16 protein-coding genes and 5 tRNA genes are annotated in these 21544 nt (G+C 54.6%); all 21 read left to right on the top strand.

What is annotated here, in order from left to right; translation table 11 throughout:
• Positions 1-24 precede the first annotated feature (24 nt).
• The 21 genes from alr (at position 25) to fusA (ending at position 21480) form a co-directional block, all read left to right on the top strand.
• On the top strand, positions 25-1137 hold the full coding sequence (gene alr / locus ACYX4J_RS19125) for an alanine racemase (RefSeq protein WP_444914835.1): 1113 nt from the start codon (positions 25-27) through the stop codon (positions 1135-1137).
• A 5-nt stretch (positions 1138-1142) separates the two neighbouring features.
• Positions 1143-2144, top strand: a complete 1002-nt coding sequence (gene birA, locus ACYX4J_RS19120) for a bifunctional biotin--[acetyl-CoA-carboxylase] ligase/biotin operon repressor BirA (protein ID WP_476177316.1) — start codon at positions 1143-1145, stop codon at positions 2142-2144.
• Entirely contained in the window at positions 2141-2878 is a 738-nt protein-coding gene (locus ACYX4J_RS19115; RefSeq protein WP_476177315.1) for a type III pantothenate kinase, read from the top strand. The genes birA and ACYX4J_RS19115 overlap by 4 nt, the downstream gene beginning before the upstream one ends.
• Before the next feature lie 14 nt (positions 2879-2892).
• A complete protein-coding gene (locus ACYX4J_RS19110; RefSeq protein WP_444895284.1) occupies positions 2893-3582 on the top strand; it encodes an SPOR domain-containing protein in 690 nt (229 codons plus the stop codon).
• A 192-nt stretch (positions 3583-3774) separates the two neighbouring features.
• Positions 3775-3850: transfer RNA gene (locus tag ACYX4J_RS19105), tRNA-Thr, on the top strand.
• Between the two features lie 108 nt (positions 3851-3958).
• Positions 3959-4042, top strand: a tRNA-Tyr gene (locus ACYX4J_RS19100).
• A gap of 56 nt (positions 4043-4098) precedes the next feature.
• Positions 4099-4172, top strand: a tRNA-Gly gene (locus ACYX4J_RS19095).
• A gap of 69 nt (positions 4173-4241) precedes the next feature.
• Positions 4242-4316 (top strand) — tRNA-Thr (locus ACYX4J_RS19090).
• Positions 4317-4445: 129 nt separating this feature from the next.
• Positions 4446-5639, top strand: a complete 1194-nt coding sequence (gene tuf / locus ACYX4J_RS19085; RefSeq protein WP_108731642.1) for an elongation factor Tu — start codon at positions 4446-4448, stop codon at positions 5637-5639.
• Between the two features lie 97 nt (positions 5640-5736).
• Positions 5737-5812 (top strand) — tRNA-Trp (locus ACYX4J_RS19080).
• Positions 5813-5928: 116 nt separating this feature from the next.
• A complete protein-coding gene (gene secE, locus ACYX4J_RS19075) occupies positions 5929-6297 on the top strand; it encodes a preprotein translocase subunit SecE (RefSeq protein ID WP_108731643.1) in 369 nt (122 codons plus the stop codon).
• 10 nt (positions 6298-6307) lie between these two features.
• The gene (gene nusG, locus ACYX4J_RS19070; RefSeq protein ID WP_108731644.1) at positions 6308-6841 is read left to right on the top strand and encodes a transcription termination/antitermination protein NusG; all 534 of its coding nucleotides are present in this window, start codon (positions 6308-6310) and stop codon (positions 6839-6841) included.
• A 154-nt stretch (positions 6842-6995) separates the two neighbouring features.
• Positions 6996-7427, top strand: a complete 432-nt coding sequence (gene rplK / locus ACYX4J_RS19065; protein ID WP_108731645.1) for a 50S ribosomal protein L11 — start codon at positions 6996-6998, stop codon at positions 7425-7427.
• Positions 7428-8123 (top strand): 50S ribosomal protein L1, encoded by a 696-nt coding sequence (gene rplA / locus ACYX4J_RS19060; RefSeq protein WP_108731646.1) that lies wholly within the window; start codon positions 7428-7430, stop codon positions 8121-8123.
• Between the two features lie 277 nt (positions 8124-8400).
• Positions 8401-8895, top strand: a complete 495-nt coding sequence (rplJ, locus tag ACYX4J_RS19055; RefSeq protein ID WP_282934404.1) for a 50S ribosomal protein L10 — start codon at positions 8401-8403, stop codon at positions 8893-8895.
• A gap of 77 nt (positions 8896-8972) precedes the next feature.
• On the top strand, positions 8973-9341 hold the full coding sequence (rplL, locus tag ACYX4J_RS19050; protein WP_282934403.1) for a 50S ribosomal protein L7/L12: 369 nt from the start codon (positions 8973-8975) through the stop codon (positions 9339-9341).
• Between the two features lie 298 nt (positions 9342-9639).
• Entirely contained in the window at positions 9640-13713 is a 4074-nt protein-coding gene (rpoB, locus tag ACYX4J_RS19045; protein WP_444892716.1) for a DNA-directed RNA polymerase subunit beta, read from the top strand.
• Positions 13714-13848: 135 nt separating this feature from the next.
• Complete coding sequence (gene rpoC, locus ACYX4J_RS19040; protein WP_476177314.1) at positions 13849-18078, top strand: DNA-directed RNA polymerase subunit beta'; 4230 nt, start codon at positions 13849-13851, stop codon at positions 18076-18078.
• Positions 18079-18328: 250 nt separating this feature from the next.
• Positions 18329-18703 (top strand): 30S ribosomal protein S12, encoded by a 375-nt coding sequence (gene rpsL, locus ACYX4J_RS19035; RefSeq protein ID WP_108731651.1) that lies wholly within the window; start codon positions 18329-18331, stop codon positions 18701-18703.
• Between the two features lie 110 nt (positions 18704-18813).
• A complete protein-coding gene (gene rpsG / locus ACYX4J_RS19030; RefSeq protein WP_152451131.1) occupies positions 18814-19284 on the top strand; it encodes a 30S ribosomal protein S7 in 471 nt (156 codons plus the stop codon).
• Between the two features lie 90 nt (positions 19285-19374).
• Positions 19375-21480, top strand: a complete 2106-nt coding sequence (fusA, locus tag ACYX4J_RS19025) for an elongation factor G (protein WP_444892717.1) — start codon at positions 19375-19377, stop codon at positions 21478-21480.
• The last annotated feature ends 64 nt before the right edge of the window (positions 21481-21544 follow it).

Raw genomic sequence — 21544 nt, 5'->3', positions numbered from 1 at the left:
ACTGATTTAGAGAGTTGTACTGGTATGAGTGACTTTCGTGAAGGGTTATTAAGTATCAACCTGAGGTCAATAGCAGATAACTATCAGGATCTGGCTAATCGCTTGAAAGCCGGCGCCCGGTGCGGTGCTGTGGTTAAAGCGGATGCTTACGGCTTGGGAATGGCTCATGTTGCACCAGCGCTATACGCTCAGGGATGCCGCGATTTCTTTGTGGCCACCCAAGTCGAGGGGGAGCGCTTGCGCAGTGACCTCGGCAACGATGTGAATATAGTCATTTTTACCGGTGTCAGGCCTGGTGCTGAACTAGAGTGCGCTCGCGCGGGTTTGATCCCCACATTGTTTACTCTGGATCAATTGAAGAACTGGGTCGAAATCTGCGAGAAAGCTCAGTTAGAGGCCCCTTGCGCCGTAAAAATTGATACCGGCATGACTCGGCTGGGCTTGACCCCGGATGAGTTCGAATTACTGCTCAAGGACCGCCCTCTCTTGGAGTCCGCCGATGTTCGGATGTTCTTCAGTCATCTTGCCTGTGCAGATCAGCCCCAGCATCCGCATAATAAGCTTCAGTTGAACGAGTTTAAGACCGCTGGCGATCGCTTGCGGGAACTGTGCCCGGATATTCAGCTCAGCCTTGCGAACTCATCCGGCATCTTTTTGGGTGAGGACTATCACTTTGATATTGCCCGACCGGGCTCCGCACTATACGGCCTTAACCCTGTCCCTGAGGCTGAAAACCCGATGCGTCCAACGGTGACTTTGGGCTTGCCAATTGTCCAAAAGCGCTATGTCAGTCAGTCCCGGTCTGTGGGGTATGGTGCGACCCAGGAAGTTCCCGGAGATAGTTGGCTTGCGGTAGCTCGGGGTGGATATGCCGATGGCATTATACGAGCCCAAGGGGGGCGGGGGCGCGGATGGGGGCACGGCCGCCCTCTGCCAATTGTCGGGCGTATATCAATGGACTCTACCACTTTCGATATTTCGGGTCTCAGCGAAGAGGAGCGGGACTCCCTTCAGTCGATCGAGATTCTCAATGACCAGCTTACGGTGGATGAGGTCGCTGGGTATGCCGGGACTATCGGTTATGAAGTCCTGACGAGCCTCGGGCATCGCTATGGCCGCCATTATGTAAAAGGTTGAACAAATTGCAGGACGTCGCCGCAAAAACACCATTAGAACAGCTTCGCCCGGTGCTGGAGCTTCTGGCGGATGGGGAAATACACTCGGGAGAATCCCTCGGGAATGCGCTTGGTGTCAGCCGAGCCGCTGTTTGGAAACAACTACAAAAGCTCGAGAGCTACGGCCTGACGCTTGAGTCTGCTAAGGGGCGAGGTTATCGCTTGCCGGGAGGTCTCGACCTGCTATCTGAGCAGACTGTTACCGCTCAGCTGGATGGTTCAGCCCGAGCGCTACTGCGCGAGTTGCAGGTTTTTGATGAGTTGAGTTCAACGAACTCCCTGTTACTGGAATGTTTTGAAGAAGGTAAGGGACACGCTGTAGCGATTCTCGCCGAGCGGCAAAGTGCCGGTCGGGGCCGCCGTGGTCGCAACTGGGTCAGCCCCTATGCCACAAGTATCAGCCTCTCAGTGGGCTGGGAGTTTAATGGCGGTGTACAAAGCCTGGAGGGGTTGAGTCTTGCCGTCGGTGTTGCTGTGGCAAAAGCGCTCGAGCGTTTTTCTGTACCGGGCGTGCGCCTGAAGTGGCCAAATGATGTGTGGTGCCAGGGCCGTAAATTGGCCGGTGTATTACTTGAGCTAAAAGGGGATTTAACCGACCGCTGTTCAGTGGTTATCGGCATTGGGTTGAATAATGGTCTCAACGCAAAGACAGCAGAGGAGATTGATCAACCATGGGCAGATCTCCAGCAAGTCCGTCCTGGTATTGGCCGCAGTGAATTAACTGCGGCGATACTCAGCGAGCTGTTACCGATGCTGGAAACTTACCCGGAAGGGGGCTTCGCCGCTTACCGGGAATCGTGGTCAACCCTAGACCAGTTTGCCGGGCAGCCAGTTCAGTTGCGGTCAGGTAATTTGAGCTGGGAAGGTGTTGCGGCCGGTGTCGATGAAAAAGGAGCCTTGTTACTCGACACTGATAAAGGGCAAAAGTCATTTCATGGGGGGGAAATCTCGTTGCGGGGGCAGGTGTGATTCTAGAGCTGGATGTCGGCAATACACGGGGTAAGTGGCGCTACCTGGTCGAAGGCGAGGTGATAGCCCGTGGTGATATCAAAACTGGGCAGTTGCGCCAGCAGGTTTTGCCTGAGGGTTGGGCAGACCTAACCCCCTACCGTTTTCGGGTAGTGAATGTTGCCGGTCCCGTTGTTGCTGAATTCTTGAGTCGGGTGGCCCGAGACCTGTTCACACTGGAGGCTGAATTCTCGGCAGTAGCGCCCCAATGTGCCGGCGTTATCTGCGGGTATGAAGACCACTCCGCCCTGGGGGTGGATCGGTGGCTGGCAATGTTGGCGGCCTACCAGCAATCTCCCCGAGCATCATTAATTGTGGATTGCGGCAGTGCGGTCACCTTAGATTTGCTGGACAATAGCGGGCGCCACATTGGGGGATATATCGTTCCCGGTTTCGGATTGATGAATCGCGTTCTCAGTGTCGATACTCATGCAGCAAAGAGTCGTGAGGCACTGGCCCTGACAAAAACATTGGGCGCGGGACGCAATACCAATGAGGCGATAAACCGTGGCCTCTTGCTGATGGTGTTGGGTGCGGTTGATCGAGCAATGGAAGAATTGCAGGTCCACTCCGGTTCCCCCCCTTTATTGTGGTTAACCGGTGGAGATGCGCAGTTGCTCTCCGCAGTTTACCAGCACGAACATCGCCTGGTTCCCGATTTGGTGATGGATGGGTTGGCCCTTAGTAATCCATAAAAATTTACTCTGTTATGCGCTGGATAGCCCTTTCTTTAGTCGCCCTGAACGCTGTGCTTTTTGCCTGGTATATGTTGGTAGCGCCGTCTCCGCAGTTAAGTAGCGGCAAGAGCCCGATCCCTCACGAGTCGGAGGGAAAGAAAATTACCCTCGTTAGCGAAATATCCCCTGAAGAGCTGCCTGCTCCAGAGAAGGCCGGGGCACTGAGTAAGGAGTCCTTTGAGGTTGAGCAGCTTTGTACGCTGTTGGGGCCTTTCGCGGAGGAGTACCAGGGCGAGGATCTCTTGCAGCGAATCCGGTCCCTTCAGGTTAAAGCCGAGCTGCGTGATATAGAAATGCAGGGGCAGATGCGCTACTGGGTATATCTGCCGCCACTGAGTTCGAGGCGGGAGGCCTACAACCGCTTGCGTGAACTACAGTCTCAGGGGATCGACAGCTATGTCATTCCCAAAGGCGCATTGGAAAATGGCATTTCATTTGGGATTTTCAGTGAGCGAGCCCGAGCTGAGTCCCATACCAGCGTTTTGAAGGAGAGGGGGGTTACCGCGCAGTTCAAGGAGGAGCCGCAAACCTATATGGAGCGGTGGATAGTTATGCCCCCCGGCAGCACAGAAAGTCTTGCAGAAGAATTTTGGCGACAATTGCAAAGTGAATACCCGGACCTGGATCGGCGCCCAAATCTTTGTTCTGAAGTGCTTGGCTAACAAAAAAGCAGATTTATCAGAAAATCATCAGGTGGCGTCTCGAATCGCTGTTTTTTTCAACAAGTTGGAATAGGCGACATAAAAAATATGATTTATCTGCAAAAAGGGTGTTGCGTGTCGAGATAAGTTCCCATAGAATCCCGCCTCCATTGACGAGGGTGACTTAACAACTTCGGCAATGAACGGGATAGGGCTGGCGTAGCTCAGTTGGTAGAGCAGCTGACTTGTAATCAGCCGGTCGGGGGTTCGACTCCTCTCGCCAGCTCCATTTTCATCCCGTTGCTGTCAAAATTAGGTTTCGCTGCTAAGTATGTGAAATTTAAAGAAAAATTGTTGACAGCGCAGCGAGATGTGTAGACAATGCACACCGCTTTGAGCAGGGGTTCCCGAGTGGCCAAAGGGATCAGACTGTAAATCTGACGCGAAAGCTTCGGTGGTTCGAATCCACCCCCCTGCACCATATTACACCTTAGGGTGTTGCGCGAAATCGAAGGGTTTCGCATGGAGGTCCCGAAAGCGGGCATAGTTCAATGGTAGAACCTCAGCCTTCCAAGCTGATGATGCGGGTTCGATCCCCGCTGCCCGCTCCAAGTTTTGGGGTTGGTTGGAATGCTCTCCAGGGTGCAACATTTTAAGATGCCGTTATCGGCAAGATTTTAGCTCATGTAGCTCAGGGGTAGAGCACACCCTTGGTAAGGGTGAGGTCGGCGGTTCAAATCCGCCCATGAGCTCCATTTTATATGACCGCAAGAGTGAAAGCTCTTGCGGTTGTTTGTGTCCGGGGTCGGATTTTCCGGGTCGGATGTGCATGTTCTGGACGTGGGTGGTGCCGTTATCGGCTCGCCTATATATAGGAGGCTGCAATGGCAAAAGAAAAGTTTGAACGTTCCAAGCCCCACGTGAACGTGGGCACCATCGGTCACGTTGACCACGGTAAAACCACCCTGACCGCTGCTCTGACCCGCGTATGTGCGGAAGTTTGGGGCGGTGACGCTGTTGCTTTCGACGGTATCGACAATGCACCGGAAGAGCGTGAGCGCGGTATCACCATCGCTACTTCTCACGTTGAGTACGAGTCCCCGACTCGCCACTACGCGCACGTAGATTGCCCGGGACACGCCGACTACGTTAAGAACATGATCACCGGTGCTGCTCAGATGGACGGCGCTATCCTGGTATGTTCCGCAGCTGACGGCCCCATGCCGCAGACTCGTGAGCACATCCTGCTTTCCCGTCAGGTAGGTGTACCTTACATCGTTGTATTCCTGAACAAAGCGGACATGGTAGACGACGAAGAGCTGCTCGAGCTGGTAGAAATGGAAGTTCGCGAACTTCTGGACCAGTACGAGTTCCCAGGTGACGACACTCCGATCATCGTTGGTTCCGCTCTGATGGCCCTGAACGGCGAAGACGACAACGAAATGGGTACTACCGCTGTTAAGAAGCTGGTAGAGACTCTGGACGAGTACATCCCTGAGCCAGAGCGCGCTGTAGATCAGCCGTTCCTGATGCCGATCGAAGACGTATTCTCTATCTCTGGCCGTGGTACTGTTGTAACTGGTCGTGTAGAGCGCGGTGTGATCAACACTGGCGACGAGATCGAAATCGTTGGTATCAAAGAAACCACCACTACTACCTGTACTGGTGTTGAAATGTTCCGCAAGCTGCTCGACGAAGGTCGTGCTGGTGAGAACATCGGCGCACTGCTGCGCGGCACCAAGCGTGACGAAGTAGAGCGTGGTCAGGTACTGGCTAAGCCGGGCTCCATCACTCCGCACACCAAGTTCGAAGCGGAAGTGTATGTACTGTCCAAGGACGAAGGTGGTCGTCACACCCCGTTCTTCAAAGGCTACCGTCCTCAGTTCTACTTCCGTACTACCGACGTAACTGGTGCGGTAGAGCTGCCGGAAGGTACTGAAATGGTAATGCCGGGCGACAACATTCAAATGGTTGTTACCCTGATCGCTCCGATCGCCATGGAAGACGGCCTGCGCTTCGCTATCCGCGAAGGTGGTCGTACCGTAGGTGCGGGCGTTGTTGCTAAGATCATTGAGTAATCTTTGATTTCTGCATCACAATATTCTATGTGGTGCACCAGGTGGGAGAGTTCCTGTAGCTCTCTCATCTTTGAGCGCGAAAGTGCTCACACTGTACAGGCCAGTAGTTCAATTGGTAGAGCACCGGTCTCCAAAACCGGGTGTTGGGGGTTCGAGTCCCTCCTGGCCTGCCATTTTTAATCACTCCGCTTAGATAAGCTTAGGGGTGTCGCAAAACCCTACTTGTCAGTGGGGCTTTTGTGTTTATGAGCGCTAAAAGATTATCTATAGTGCGCTAAGGGCTTCTTATATGAATGCTAAAACAGAAGCGAAAACCTTTCGTCTTGACGGTCTGAAGTGGTTGTTAATAGTGCTGCTGGTGGGCGGTGCTGTTGCAGGCAATTCATATTACGCCGAATTCCCTTTGTTTTACCGAGTGTTGGCAGTAACTGCCATCTGTCTGGTAGCTCTGGTTGTGGCTGTAAATACCGCCAAAGGCAATGCGTTGTGGCAACTGTTGCGCGAAGCGCAAACTGAAGTCAGGCGTGTGGTTTGGCCGACCCGCCAAGAAGCAACCCAGACCACAGCGATTGTGGTTGTTTTCGTGTTGATTATGGCGCTTATCTTGTGGGCGCTTGATTCGGCTCTGGGTTGGGCGGCTTCCAAATTTATCGGCTAAAGGTTGATACATGTCAAAGAATTGGTATGTGGTCCAGGCTTACTCGGGCTATGAGAAGCGTGTCGCCAGCTCCCTGAAAGAGCGCATTGAGCTGAACGAAATGGACCACCTGTTTGGTGAGGTCCTGGTTCCCACGGAAGAAGTGGTTGAGATGCGCGCAGGGCAAAAGCGTAAGAGTGAGCGCAAATTTTTCCCGGGCTATGTCCTGGTAGAAATGGAATTGAATGACGATACCTGGCACTTGGTGAAAGAAACTCCCCGAGTACTGGGTTTTATCGGCGGTAAGGCGGATAAGCCAGCCCCGATTACTGACCGCGAAGCGCAGGCTATCCTGAATCGCATAGACGATTCCGCCGATAAGCCCAAGCCCAAGACTCTGTTTGAGCCCGGTGAAATGGTTCGAGTTATCGACGGTCCGTTTAATGATTTCAACGGTGTGGTTGAAGAGGTTAACTACGAGAAGAGTCGCTTGCGAGTGGCTGTGTTGATCTTCGGACGTTCCACCCCGGTTGAACTGGAGTTCAGTCAGGTAGAGAAGACCTGATTCCAGTATAAATTTTTTGCCCCCTTTCGCCGCGAGGTGGAAGGGGGTTTTCGCGTCCCCGAAAAATGAGTTTTCATTTCGGGGTTCGGGGAGCTTGCCCTTAAACCTTATGGCTGAGTGGTGGGCGTTAATACCCAACTAGAGGAGAGCTGTAATGGCTAAGAAAGTAGAAGCTTATATCAAGCTGCAAGTTAAGGCCGGTCAGGCCAACCCGAGTCCGCCCGTTGGTCCCGCACTGGGTCAGCACGGTGTGAACATCATGGAATTCTGTAAGGCGTTCAACGCCCAGACCCAGAGCCTCGAGCCAGGTCTGCCAGTTCCAGTTGTAATCTCTGTATACAACGACCGCTCCTTCACCTTCATCATGAAGTCGCCGCCCGCCGCTGTACTGCTGCGCAAGGCTGCCAAGATCAAGAGCGGTTCCGGTCGTCCGAACACTGAGAAAGTGGGTAAAGTAACCCGCGCTCAGCTGGAAGAGATCGTAGAAATGAAGAAAGCAGACCTGACTGCATCCGACTTGGACGCGGCCGTGCGCACTATCGCCGGTTCCGCTCGCAGCGCCGGTATCGAAGTGGAGGGTCTCTAAGTGGCTAAATTGAGCAAGCGTCAGCGCGTAATCGCTGAGAAAGTTGAAGCTGGTAAGGCTTACGGTATCGAAGAAGCCGTAGCCCTGCTGAAAGAGCTGTCCAACGTTAAGTTTGCAGAAACTGTAGACGCTTCCGTAAACCTGGGCATCGACCCACGTAAATCCGATCAGGCTGTTCGCGGTGCAACTACTCTGCCGCACGGTACTGGTAAAGAAGTTCGCGTAGCTGTTTTCACCCAGGGTGCTAACGCTGACGCCGCTAAAGAAGCGGGCGCTGACTTGATCGGTATGGACGAGCTGGCTGCCGACGTTAAAGCAGGCAAGATGGACTTCGACGTAGTAATCGCTTCCCCCGATGCGATGCGCGTTGTAGGTCAACTGGGTCAAATCCTCGGCCCGCGCGGCCTGATGCCGAACCCGAAGACTGGCACCGTAACTCCAGACGTTGCTACTGCGGTTAAAAATGCCAAAGCTGGTCAGGTGCGTTTCCGCGCTGACAAAGGCGGCATTATCCACGGTGGTATCGGTAAAGTTGCTTTCGATGCGAACTCTCTGAAAGAGAACCTGGAAGCTCTGGTTGCCGACCTGAAGAAAGCCAAGCCGGCTTCTGCAAAAGGTGTATATCTGAAGAAGATCACCCTGAGCACCACTATGGGCCCGGGTCTGGTTATCGATCAGTCTTCCCTGAACATCTAAATATCACTGCGGGGTGTGATCACCTCTCAGTAAATCGAACTTTGGGGTCCACCTGAATGCTTCGGCAGAAGGTGGGCCGTCAAAGACCGTAGGTGTCAGGTGCGTTGAGGTTTAACGTGCCTGGCTTAATCCGAACTTCGGCCAGGTTGGCCATTGCGAGGTTCGAGCCTACGCAGACGGTGTCGCCCAAACCAGTATTTTTACTGGATTTGAGCTTTATGCACCGGAACGGATCGGACGTTTAAGTCCGGTTTTTTTCAAATCCAGGAGTGACACTATGGCTATTGGACTCGAAGACAAGAAAGCGATTGTCGCAGATGTCCAGCAAGCTGCTGAAGGTGCTCTGTCTGCGGTTGTTGCGGATTCCCGCGGCGTAACCGTGAATGACATGACCACTCTGCGCAAAGAGGCTCGCGAGAACGGCGTTTGGTTGAAAGTCGTCCGTAATACTCTGGCGCGTCGCGCTCTGGCAGGTACCGAATACGAATGTCTGACTGACAAATTCGTAGGTCCTAGCATCATTGCATTCTCTAACGAACACCCAGGTGCCGGCGCGCGCATCCTGAGCCAGTTCGCTAAAGGCAATGACAAGCTGGAACTGAAAGGTGCTGCCTTCGAAGGCGCGATCACCGACGTCGCATTGTTGGCAAGCCTGCCGACTTACGACGAGGCGATCGCCAAGCTGATGAGCGTGTTGAAAGAAGCATCTGCTGGCAAGCTGGTTCGCACTATTGCGGCCGTTCGCGACCAAAAAGAGCAGGAAGCTGCGTAATTTTTTCGCTAGAGCGAATCGCAGTTTCAAAACGAAATACGAGCAGCTACTGCTCAAACCAATTCAGGTACTGAATCATGTCTCTGACTAAAGAAGATATCATCAATGCTGTTGCCGAAATGTCCGTTAAGGATGTTGTTGAGCTGATCGAAGCAATGGAAGAGAAATTCGGCGTAACTGCTGCTGCAGCAGTTGTAGCTGGCCCAGCTGGTGGCGAAGCTGCCGCTGAAGAGAAAGACTCTTTCGACGTAATCCTGACCTCCCCAGGCGACAAGAAAGTGAACGTGATCAAAGTTGTTCGCGGCATCACTGGCCTGGGCTTGAAAGAAGCTAAAGGTCTGGTAGACGGCGCTCCGAGCCCGCTGAAAGAAGGCGTAAGCAAAGACGAAGCTGAAGCAGCTAAGAAAGAGCTGGAAGAAGCTGGCGCAGTTGTAGAACTGAAGTAATTCGGTTCTTGCGTCTCCCGCTAGCTGTCGCGTAAAGCGGCGGGTAGCGGTAAGGCTGGTGGACTTTTGTCCGCCGGCCTTTTTGCCGTTTGCGGTACTGAGGTTTTTACCGGTGCCGGCGGGATTTAAAAACCGTGGCAAACCTCATTTAACCATAGCGCAGTAGCGCTACCCAAAAGCAAGCGGAGAGGTTTCTGGCCAGTGCAGGCAAGTTGCATTGACCAGAGGCTTCTCGCCCGGAGGGGCTCTGGACTGGAGTCCCACGAAGTCTTGTCACTGATCAAGCTGGGGAATTTGAATGGCTTACTCATATACTGAGAAAAAACGTATCCGCAAGGATTTTGGCAAACTGCCTAAGGTCATGGATGTGCCCTTTCTGCTTGCGATACAGCTCGATTCTTATCGCAACTTTACACAGGCCGACAAGCGCCCCGACGACCGTATGGACGTTGGCCTGCAAGCGGCGTTTAAATCTGTATTTCCGATTGTCAGCTATTCCGGCAATGCCGCCCTGGAGTACGTAAGTTATACGCTGGGTAAGCCCGCTTTTGACGTTAAGGAATGTACCCTGCGCGGCGTTACCTATGCATGTCCGCTGCGCGTGCGCGTGCGTCTGATTATTTACGATAAAGAATCTGCGAATAAGTCCATTAAGGACATTAAAGAGCAGGAAGTTTACATGGGCGAGATTCCGCTCATGACCGACAACGGTACCTTCGTAATCAATGGTACCGAGCGCGTTATCGTATCCCAGCTGCACCGTTCCCCGGGTGTATTCTTCGATCACGACAAAGGCAAGACTCACTCTTCCGGTAAGCTGTTGTACGCCGCGCGTGTCATCCCCTACCGTGGCTCATGGCTGGACTTCGAGTTCGATCCGAAAGACCTGGTATTTGTTCGTATCGATCGTCGCCGTAAATTGCCAGCGACTATTCTGCTGCGCGCCCTGGGTTACACCTCCCAGGAAATGCTGGAAATGTTCTTCGAGACCAGCACCTTTGAGTTGTTGGAAGACCGTGTCAGCCTGGAGCTGATTCCATCCCGCCTGCGCGGTGATGTTGCTTCCTTTGACATCAAAGACGGCCAGGGCAAGGTGATTGTCGAAGAGGGTCGCCGTATTACCCCGCGTCATATCCGCCAGTTGGAAAAGGCCGGCGTAGAAAAGCTGGAAGCACCGCTTGAGTACCTGTTTGGCCGTGTACTGGCGAACGACATCATCGATGAGTCCACCGGTGAGATTGCGATCGACTGTAATACCGAGATTACTGATGAAGTAATCGCCAAGCTGCGTGTACTGAACGTTAAGAGTTTCCAAACCCTGTACACCAACGACCTGGATCGCGGTCCGTTTATCTCCGACACCCTGCGTGCAGAGCCGTCTCGCACTGTGTTGGAAGCGCTGGTAGAGATTTACCGTATGATGCGCCCGGGCGAACCGCCCACCAAGGAGTCCGCAGAAGCGCTGTTCGAGAACTTGTTCTTTACCGACGAGCGTTACGACCTGTCCGCTGTTGGCCGCATGAAGTTCAACCGCCGCCTGGGTCGCGAAGATGAGACTGGCCCCGGCACTTTGAGCAAAGAAGATATCGTCGAAGTTCTGAAGACTCTGATCGATATCCGCAACGGTCAGGGCATGGTCGACGATATCGATCACCTGGGTAACCGCCGTGTGCGTTCCGTAGGCGAAATGGCTGAAAACCAGTTCCGCGTTGGCCTGGTACGTGTAGAGCGCGCTGTTAAAGAGCGTCTGTCCATGGCGGAGTCCGAAGGCCTGATGCCTCAGGACCTGATCAATGCCAAGCCGGTTGCCGCTGCCGTGAAGGAATTCTTCGGTTCCTCGCAGCTGTCCCAGTTTATGGACCAGAACAACCCGCTGTCGGAAGTGACTCACAAGCGTCGTGTTTCCGCCCTCGGCCCGGGTGGTTTGACCCGTGAGCGCGCTGGCTTTGAGGTGCGCGACGTGCACCCGACTCACTACGGCCGCGTATGTCCGATTGAGACGCCGGAAGGACCGAACATCGGTCTGATTAACTCCCTGGCTACTTACGCCCGCGCCAACCATTACGGTTTCCTCGAGAGCGCCTACCGCAAAGTGGTCGATGGCAAGGTAACTGATGAAATTGCGTACCTGTCCGCGATCAATGAAGCCAACTTCATTATTGCCCAGGCGTCTGCGGAAGTAGATGACAACGGTAACTTTGTTGATGACCTGATCAGCGTACGTCACCAGGGCGAATTTACCCTGAAAGCACCGGGCGAAATCCAGTATATGGATGTTTCCGCCAAGCAGGTGGTTTCCGTAGCTGCGGCGATGATTCCATTCCTCGAGCACGATGACGCCAACCGTGCATTGATGGGATCGAACATGCAACGTCAGGCGGTACCGACCCTGCGCGCTGAAAAGCCGCTGGTGGGTACCGGTATGGAGCGCACTGTAGCGCGCGACTCCGGCGTGTGTGTGGTTGCTAAGCGCGGCGGCATTATTGAGCGCGTTGACTCCAGCCGTGTGGTTGTTCGCGTGGCCGACGCTGAGGTGGAAGCCGGTGATGCAGGTGTGGATATCTACAACCTGACCAAATACATCCGCTCCAACCAGAATACCTGTATCAACCAGCGCCCGATCGTTAATACCGGTGATCGTGTAGTCCGTGGCGATATCCTCGCCGATGGTCCCTCTGTAGACCTGGGTGAGCTGGCTCTGGGCCAGAATATGCGCATCGCATTTATGCCCTGGAATGGTTACAACTTTGAGGACTCCATCCTCATCAGTGAGCGCGTTGTACAGGAAGACCGCTTCACCACCATCCACATTCAGGAGCTGACCTGTATTGCCCGCGATACCAAGCTGGGCAGTGAGGAAATTACTGCGGATATCCCCAATGTGGGCGAATCTGCCCTGAATAAGCTGGACGAGTCCGGCATCGTATACATCGGTGCAGAAGTAGGCGCTGGCGATATCCTGGTAGGTAAGGTCACTCCGAAGGGCGAAGCCCAGCTGACTCCAGAAGAAAAACTGCTGCGCGCAATCTTCGGGGAGAAAGCTTCCGACGTTAAGGACACTTCCCTGCGTGCGCCCAGTGGCACTCGCGGTACCGTGATCGACGTTCAGGTATTTACCCGCGACGGCCTGCAGAAAGACCAGCGCTCCCTCGATATCGAGAAGTCACAGCTGGACGAGGTCCGCAAGGATCTGAACGAGGAATATCGCATTGTAGAAGGTGCGACCTTCGAGCGTCTGCAACAGGCTCTGCTGGGCCAAAAGGCCGCCGGTGGTAAGGGCGTTAAGAAGGGCGATGAGATGACCGCTGAAGTCCTCGCCGCTCTGCCGCGCGAAGACTGGTTCAAGCTGCGTATGGAAGACGACAGCCTGAACGATCAGCTGGAAAAAGCGGAAGCTCAGCTGAAAGAGCGTCGCAAGCTGCTCGACGAAGCCTTCGAAGACAAGAAGAAGAAACTGGAGTCCGGCGATGATCTGGCTCCGGGCGTGCTGAAAATCGTTAAGGTTTACCTGGCGATCAAACGCCGCATCCAGCCGGGCGACAAGATGGCCGGTCGTCACGGTAACAAAGGTGTTATCTCCGTAATCAAGCCCGTTGAGGACATGCCTTATGACCAAAACGGTGAGCCGGTAGATATCGTCCTGAACCCGCTGGGCGTTCCCTCGCGGATGAACGTTGGTCAGGTTCTGGAAATGCACTTGGGCATGGCCGCTAAAGGCCTCGGCGTTAAAGTCGACAAGATGATCAAGGAGCAGCAGGAAATCGCCAAGGTGCGCGGATTCCTGGAAGAGGTCTACAACTCCACTGGCGGACGCAAGGAAGAACTCGACGAGTTCTCCGATGAGGAAGTCATGACCATGGCGCAAAACCTGCGTCGCGGTGTACCTATGGCGACCCCGGTATTTGACGGTGCCGATGAAAGTGAGATCAAGCAGCTGCTGCGTCTTGCCGATATCCCGGACTCCGGTCAGATCACCCTGCACGACGGCCGCACCGGCGATGCTTTCGAGCGTCCGGTAACTGTGGGCTACATGTACATGCTGAAGCTGAACCACTTGGTAGACGACAAAATGCACGCGCGTTCTACCGGTTCCTACAGCCTGGTAACCCAGCAGCCACTGGGCGGTAAAGCCCAGTTCGGTGGTCAGCGTTTCGGGGAGATGGAAGTGTGGGCGCTGGAAGCTTACGGCGCAGCATATACCCTGCAGGAAATGCTTACGGTTAAATCCGATGACGTGGAAGGCCGTACCAAGATGTACAAGAACATCGTGGACTCCGACCACCGCATGGAGCCGGGCATGCCGGAATCCTTCAACGTACTGGTTAAGGAAATCCGCTCTCTCGGTATGAACTTCGAGCTTGAGCACGAGTAAATCCGAACCCGTACCGAAGCCTGTTGGCAGGTGAAATGAGACAAGTGCCAGCGCCCCTCGAAGCAGTGGGGCAGCTGGCTAGCCCGGCGGCTAGTGCGAGTGCCGGGTTGACTACCCCCTAGTGGAGGAAAGGCCTTGAAAGATTTATTAAATCTGGTGAAGTCCCAGGAGCAGCTGGAAGAGTTTGATGCGATTCGTATCGGTCTGGCATCACCGGACATGATTCGCTCCTGGTCCTACGGCGAAGTGAAAAAGCCGGAGACCATCAACTACCGTACCTTCAAGCCTGAGCGTGAAGGCTTGTTCTGTGCCAAGATCTTTGGCCCGGTAAAAGACTACGAGTGCCTGTGCGGTAAGTACAAGCGCATGAAGCACCGCGGCATTATCTGTGAGAAGTGTGGCGTTGAAGTGACCAAGGCCAAGGTTCGCCGTGAGCGCATGGGTCACATCGAGCTGGCCAGCCCGGTTGCACACATCTGGTTCCTGAAGTCCCTGCCGTCCCGTATCGGCCTGCTGCTGGACATGACCCTGCGCGATATCGAGCGCGTGCTGTACTTCGAATCTTACGTGGTTACCGAGCCGGGTATGACCACCCTGGAGCGCGGCCAGCTGCTGAATGACGAGCAGTACTTTGAGGCGATGGAAGAGTTCGCCGACGAGTTTGAAGCGAAGATGGGTGCAGAGGCGATCCAGGAGCTGATGGCGGACATCGAGCTGCCAGCGGAAATCCAGCGCCTGCGTGAAGAGATCCCTGCGACCAACTCCGAAACCAAGATCAAGAAACTGTCCAAGCGCCTGAAGCTGCTGGAAGCCTTCTACAAGTCCGGCAACAACCCGGAGTGGATGGTGATGAAGGCTCTGCCGGTTCTGCCGCCGGATCTGCGTCCGCTGGTACCGCTGGATGGCGGTCGTTTCGCGACCTCGGATCTGAACGACCTCTACCGTCGTGTGATCAACCGTAACAACCGTCTGAAGCGTCTGCTTGAGCTGAACGCGCCAGACATTATCGTGCGCAACGAAAAGCGCATGCTGCAGGAATCTGTTGATGCACTGCTGGATAACGGCCGTCGCGGTCGCGCCATCACCGGCTCCAACAAGCGCCCGCTGAAGTCCCTGGCTGACATGATTAAAGGTAAGCAGGGTCGTTTCCGTCAGAACCTGCTGGGTAAGCGTGTTGACTACTCCGGTCGTTCCGTGATCGTGGTAGGTCCGACCCTGCGTCTGCACCAGTGTGGTCTGCCCAAGAAGATGGCACTGGAACTGTTTAAGCCGTTTATCTTTGGCAAGCTGGAATCCCGTGGCCTGGCCACTACGATCAAAGCTGCCAAGAAGATGGTTGAGCGCGAGGAAGCTGTCGTTTGGGATATCCTCGACGAAGTGATCCGCGAGCACCCGGTACTGCTTAACCGTGCACCGACCCTTCACCGTCTGGGTATCCAGGCGTTTGAACCGGTACTGATTGAAGGTAAGGCAATCCAGCTGCACCCGCTGGTTTGTGCGGCCTATAACGCCGACTTCGACGGTGACCAGATGGCGGTACACGTACCGCTGACGATCGAAGCGCAGCTGGAATCCCGCGCGCTGATGATGTCCACCAACAACATCCTGTCGCCTGCCAACGGTGAGCCGATTATCGTACCGTCCCAGGACGTGGTACTGGGTCTGTACTGGATGACCCGTGAGCGCGTTAACGATAAAGGCGAAGGCATGTTCTTCTCCGATATCAAAGAAGTGAGCCGCGCTTTCTACGCCAAGCAGGTTGGTCTGCAAGCGAAGATCAAGGTGCGTATCCGCGAAAATATCGTCGGCGAAGACGGTGAGAAGCACGAGACTACCTCCATTCAGGACACCACTGTAGGCCGCGCGCTGCTGTGGAATATCGTGCCGGAAGGCCTGCCGTTTGCGCATGTCAACCAGCCGATGAAGAAAAAGGCGATCTCCCGCGCCCTGAACGAGTGTTACCGCAAGGTAGGCCTGAAGGCGACGGTTATTTTTGCCGACCAGCTGATGTACACCGGTTTCGATTTCTCTACCAAGTCCGGTTCCTCCATTGGTGTGAACGACTTTGAGATTCCGGCTGAAAAGGCTGAACTGATCGATGCCGCTGAAGCGGAAGTGAAAGAGATTGAAAGCCAGTTTGCTTCCGGCCTGGTAACCCAGGGTGAGAAGTACAACAAGGTTATCGACGTTTGGTCCCGTACCAACGACAAGGTAACCCAGGCGATGATGGCCGGTATCAAGAAAGAGAAGGTGATCGACCGCGAGGGCAACGAGACCAAGCAGGACTCCTTCAACTCTGTATATATGTACGCAGATTCCGGTGCTCGTGGTTCTGAAGCTCAGATCCGTCAGCTCGCGGGTATGCGTGGTCTGATGGCCCGTCCGGATGGCTCCATTATCGAGAACGCCATTACGGCAAACTTCCGTGAAGGTCTGACTGTACAGCAGTACTTCATCTCGACCCACGGTGCTCGTAAAGGTCTGGCGGATACCGCACTGAAAACCGCTAACTCCGGTTACCTGACCCGTCGTCTGGTTGACGTGGCCCAGGACGTGGTAATTACCGAGCTGGATTGTGGCACCGACGATGGTCTGACCATGGCGCCGGTAATCGAGGGCGGTGATGTTATCGAATCTCTCGGTGACCGTATTCTCGGTCGTGTAGTGGCCCGCGATGTACTGAAGCCAGGCAGTGACGAAATCGCCGTTTCTGCCGGCACTATGATCGACGAGAAGTGGGTAGAGCGCATCGAAGCCATGGGCATCGATGAGGTTCTGGTTCGCTCCCCGATCACCTGTGAGACTGCACACGGTATCTGTGCCCAGTGTTACGGCCGCGACCTGGCCCGTGGCCACCGCGCCAACCCGGGTGAGTCTGTGGGCGTTGTTGCCGCACAGTCCATCGGTGAGCCGGGCACCCAGCTGACCATGCGTACCTTCCACATCGGTGGTGCTGCAAGCCGTGCCTCCGCTGCGGACAGCATCCAGGTGAAGCAGGGCGGTACCGTACGTCTGCATAATGTTAAGACGGTTAAGACCGAAGTTGGCACTCTGGTAGCCGTGTCCCGTTCCGGTGAGCTGGCGATTGCCGACAGCGCCGGTCGCGAGCGCGAGCGCTACAAGCTGCCTTACGGTGCTGTGATCAGCGTCTACGAAGGTGCCGAGGTAGACGGTGGCCAGATCGTGGCCAAGTGGGACCCGCACACCCACCCGATCATCACCGAGGTTGCCGGTTGGGTGAAACTGTCCGGTATGGAAGAAGGGCTCTCCATCCGCAAGCAGACCGACGATATCACCGGCCTGTCCTCTATCGAGATTATCGATCCGGCCGAGCGCCCGGCAGCGGGTAAAGATCTGCGCCCAGCGGTAACCCTGCTGGATGAGAACGGCGAAGAGCTGACTCTGGCTAACAGTAATGCGCCTGCGCACTACGCCTTGCCGCCGCGTGCAATCCTCAGCCTGGCTGAAGGTAAGCAGGTGAACGTGGGTGACGTAATTGCACGTATTCCGCAGGAATCCGGCGGTACCAAGGATATCACCGGTGGTCTGCCCCGCGTTGCCGACCTGTTTGAAGCGCGTAAGCCGAAAGAGCCGTCCATTCTGGCGGAAATCTCCGGTACCGTTTCCTTCGGTAAGGAGACCAAAGGCAAGGTTCGTCTGCAGATTACTCCGCGCGACGGCAAGCCGCTGGCCAATGGTAAAGACCACTACGAGGTTCTGATTCCAAAGCACCGCCAGCTGACCGTGTTCGAAGGTGAAACCGTAGAGAAGGGTGAGGTTATCTCCGATGGCCCGTCCAACCCGCACGATATTCTGCGCCTGAAAGGTGTTGAAGAGCTGGCTCGCTACATCACCAACGAGATCCAGGAGGTTTACCGCCTCCAGGGTGTAGGTATTAACGATAAGCACATCGAAACCATCGTGCGTCAGATGCTGCGTAAAGTTGAAGTCACCGAGATGGGTGATTCCAGCTTGATTAAGGGCGACCAGGTTGAATACCAGCGCGTGATCGAAGAGAACGAACAGCTGCGTGCAGAGAACAAGCAGCCCGCTCAGTTCGAGCGCCTGCTGCTGGGTATTACCAAAGCGTCCCTGGCAACTGAGTCCTTCCTGTCAGCGGCTTCGTTCCAGGAAACCACTCGCGTTCTGACCGAAGCGGCGGTAACTGGTAAGGAAGACAACCTGCGCGGCTTGAAAGAGAACGTGGTTGTGGGTCGACTGATCCCGGCTGGTACCGGTCTGGCTTACCACAGCGAGCGCAAGCGCAAACGCAGCCTGCAGTTGGAAGAGGCCTTCGGTGAAGGACCTTCCGCAGCTGAGGTTGAAGCAGCTCTGACTGAGGCTCTGAAGTCCTCAGGCGAATAAGGCGTATCCCACTCTATCTGTTGGTGGAGTGGGGTAGGTTGGGGCACTTAGGTGCCCGATCTGATATTGGCGACTGTCTGTGATGTAAGCACTTACTTCCGTCGCCGATTGACTAGGCGGGTTGTCGCTTATAGAATGCGGCCCCCGCTTATGTGGGGTGTTCCGTTTGATCCCAGGATCGGACGATACACACAGACGATAGGCCCTCACTGTTAGAGGTGGGGGCATTTTATTTTTGGAGTGATTTTTAATGGCAACGATCAACCAGTTGGTTCGTAAGCCGAGAAAACGCAAAGTTGAAAAAAGCGACGTTCCTGCTCTGCAGGCTAGCCCGCAGCGTCGCGGAGTTTGCACTCGTGTGTACACCACTACACCGAAGAAGCCGAACTCTGCACTGCGTAAGGTTTGCCGTGTGCGTCTGACCAGCGGTTACGAAGTAACTTCGTACATCGGTGGTGAAGGCCACAACCTGCAAGAGCACAGCGTGGTACTGATTCGCGGCGGTCGTGTAAAAGACCTGCCGGGTGTGCGCTACCACACTGTACGCGGTGCACTTGACTGTGCCGGCGTAAACGATCGCAAGCAGGGCCGTTCTAAGTACGGCGCCAAGCGTCCTAAAGGTTAATCACCTTTAACGATTTGCGTTTCGGTTTCCAACCGGAGTAAGGCTGAGCTCGCCGGATTGTAATGTTTTACGGCGGCGTCTCAGAATAACCCTGAAGAGAGGCAATACCCATGCCGAGAAGACGAGTAGTCGCCAAGCGCGAAGTGCTACCGGACCCCAAGTTCGGGAACGTCACCCTGGCCAAGTTCATGAACCACGTCATGATCAGCGGCAAGAAGTCAGTTGCAGAGCGTATCGTATACGGTGCACTTGAAACTATTTCTGAAAAATTGAACAAAGATCCGATCGAAGTATTCGAGGAGTCTTTGGAAAATATCGCGCCTATGGTGGAAGTAAAGTCCCGCCGTGTTGGTGGTGCGACGTATCAGGTGCCTGTAGAAGTGCGCCCCTCGCGTCGTACGGCTCTGGCAATGCGTTGGTTGGTGGAGTTCTCCCGTAAGCGCGGTGAGAAATCTATGGCTCAGCGTCTGGCCAACGAAATGATCGATGCAGCCCAAAACAAGGGTGGCGCGGTCAAGAAGCGTGAAGATGTACACCGCATGGCAGAAGCCAACAAGGCATTCTCTCACTACCGCTTCTAAGTCTGATGAATACCAACATCGGAAATTAATACCGAAAGGCAGCACGGAAAATTCCAGGCTGCCTTTTGCCGTTATATCGAGGATACAACTGTGGCACGTAAAACGCCCATCGCACGTTACCGTAACATCGGTATCTGTGCCCACGTAGACGCCGGTAAAACCACTACTACCGAGCGCGTACTTTTCTACACTGGTCTATCCCACAAAATTGGTGAAGTACACGAAGGTGCTGCCACCATGGACTGGATGGAGCAGGAGCAGGAGCGTGGTATCACCATTACTTCTGCTGCGACTACCTGTTTCTGGTCTGGCATGCAGCAGCAGTTCGACCAGCACCGCGTAAACATCATCGATACCCCAGGACACGTTGACTTCACTATTGAAGTTGAGCGCTCCCTGCGCGTACTCGACGGTGCTGTTGTTGTACTGTGTGGCTCCTCTGGTGTTCAGCCTCAGACTGAAACCGTATGGCGCCAGGCGAACAAATACGAAGTACCGCGCATGGTATTCGTAAACAAAATGGACCGCGCCGGTGCGAACTACCGCAACGTTGTGAGCCAGCTGAAAGACCGCTTGAACGCGAATGCTGTACCTCTGCAGATGACCATCGGCTCTGAGGACGAGTTCAAGGGTGTTGTTGACCTGGTGAAGATGAAGGCCATTCTGTGGAATGAAGCCGACCAGGGCATGACTTTCGACTACGCTGACATCCCCGCTGAGCTGCAGGACGAGTGCGACGAAATGCGCGAGTACCTGGTAGAAGCGGCCGCTGAAGCCAGCGAAGAGTTGATGGAAAAATACCTGGAAGAAGGTGAGCTGTCCGAAGAAGAAATCAAGGCAGCTATCCGTCAGCGTACCCTGGCCAACGAAATCGTACCGGTTCTGGGCGGTTCTGCGTTCAAGAACAAGGGTGTACAGGCTGTACTGGACGCAGTTATCGAATATCTGCCGGCGCCGACTGAAGTTAAGGCGATCGAAGGTACTCTGGAAGATGGCGAAACTGTTGAGAGCCGCGAAGCTGACGACAATGCGCCGTTCGCTGCACTGGCGTTCAAAATTGCTACCGACCCCTTCGTTGGTACCCTGACTTTCTTCCGTGTTTACTCCGGTAAGCTGGAGAGCGGTACTGCGGTATACAACTCCGTAAAAATGAAGAAAGAGCGTGTCGGTCGTATGGTGCAGATGCACTCCAACGATCGTCAGGAAATTAAAGAAGTACTGGCTGGTGACATCGCTGCTGCGATTGGTCTGAAAGACGTAACCACTGGTGACACCCTGTGTGCCGAAGACAACAAGATTGTTCTGGAGCGTATGGAGTTCCCCGAGCCGGTAATTTCTGTTGCGGTTGAGCCCAAGTCCAAGCCGGACCAGGAAAAAATGGGTATTGCCCTCGGCAAGCTGGCCCAGGAAGATCCGTCCTTCCGCGTGAAGACTGACGAGGAAACCGGTCAGACCATTATCTCCGGTATGGGTGAATTGCACCTGGATATCATCGTTGACCGCATGAAGCGTGAGTTCAACGTTGAAGCGAACATCGGTAAGCCTCAGGTTGCCTACCGTGAAACTATCCGCAACACCTCTGAGATCGAAGGTAAGTTCGTTCGTCAGTCCGGTGGTCGCGGTCAGTACGGTCACGTATGGGTGAAGTTTGAGCCTGCCGAAGACGAGTCTCAGGAAGGTCTGGAATTCGTTAACGAAATCGTGGGCGGTGCGGTACCGAAGGAATACATTCCTGCGGTACAGAAAGGTATCGAAGAGCAGATGAAGAACGGTGTTCTGGCTGGCTACCCGCTGCTGGGCCTGAAGGCGACTCTGTACGACGGTTCCTTCCACGATGTGGACTCCAATGAAATGGCGTTTAAGATCGCCGGTTCTATGGCGACCAAGAAGCTGTCCAGTCAGGGCGGTGCGGTATTGCTCGAGCCGATGATGAAGGTGGAAGTGGTAACTCCGGAAGAGAACATGGGTGATGTGGTTGGTGACCTCAACCGTCGCCGTGGCCTCATCCAGGGTATGGAAGACAACCCCTCCGGTAAGGTTGTCAATGCGGAAGTACCTCTGGCAGAAATGTTCGGTTACGCAACCGACCTGCGTTCTGCTACTCAGGGCCGTGCTACCTACACCATGGAATTCCTGAAGTACGCCGAAGCGCCGAAAAATGTTGCCGATGAGATCATCGCCAAGACTAAGGCCTAATTAACTTCTGCTTAAAGGGGGCCGGGCCAACAGCTGGGGCCCCTTTGGCAAACTTTTAGCTAGA

The sequence above is a fragment of the Microbulbifer sp. ABM4_008 genome (genome assembly GCF_056311705.1).
The sequence above is the reverse complement of the archived record's forward strand: the minus strand, read 5'-3'. Positions and strand labels throughout refer to the sequence as shown.

What these genes read in the sequence shown, in the direction of transcription:
- alr (WP_444914835.1), top strand. Translation starts at nt 25, where the DNA reads ATGAGTGACTTTCGTGAAGGGTTATTAAGTATCAACCTGAGGTCAATA.
- ACYX4J_RS19110 (WP_444895284.1), top strand. Translation starts at nt 2,893, where the DNA reads ATGCGCTGGATAGCCCTTTCTTTAGTCGCCCTGAACGCTGTGCTTTTT.
- tuf (WP_108731642.1), top strand. Translation starts at nt 4,446, where the DNA reads ATGGCAAAAGAAAAGTTTGAACGTTCCAAGCCCCACGTGAACGTGGGC.
- secE (WP_108731643.1), top strand. Translation starts at nt 5,929, where the DNA reads ATGAATGCTAAAACAGAAGCGAAAACCTTTCGTCTTGACGGTCTGAAG.
- nusG (WP_108731644.1), top strand. Translation starts at nt 6,308, where the DNA reads ATGTCAAAGAATTGGTATGTGGTCCAGGCTTACTCGGGCTATGAGAAG.
- rplK (WP_108731645.1), top strand. Translation starts at nt 6,996, where the DNA reads ATGGCTAAGAAAGTAGAAGCTTATATCAAGCTGCAAGTTAAGGCCGGT.
- rplJ (WP_282934404.1), top strand. Translation starts at nt 8,401, where the DNA reads ATGGCTATTGGACTCGAAGACAAGAAAGCGATTGTCGCAGATGTCCAG.
- rplL (WP_282934403.1), top strand. Translation starts at nt 8,973, where the DNA reads ATGTCTCTGACTAAAGAAGATATCATCAATGCTGTTGCCGAAATGTCC.
- rpoB (WP_444892716.1), top strand. Translation starts at nt 9,640, where the DNA reads ATGGCTTACTCATATACTGAGAAAAAACGTATCCGCAAGGATTTTGGC.
- rpsL (WP_108731651.1), top strand. Translation starts at nt 18,329, where the DNA reads ATGGCAACGATCAACCAGTTGGTTCGTAAGCCGAGAAAACGCAAAGTT.
- rpsG (WP_152451131.1), top strand. Translation starts at nt 18,814, where the DNA reads ATGCCGAGAAGACGAGTAGTCGCCAAGCGCGAAGTGCTACCGGACCCC.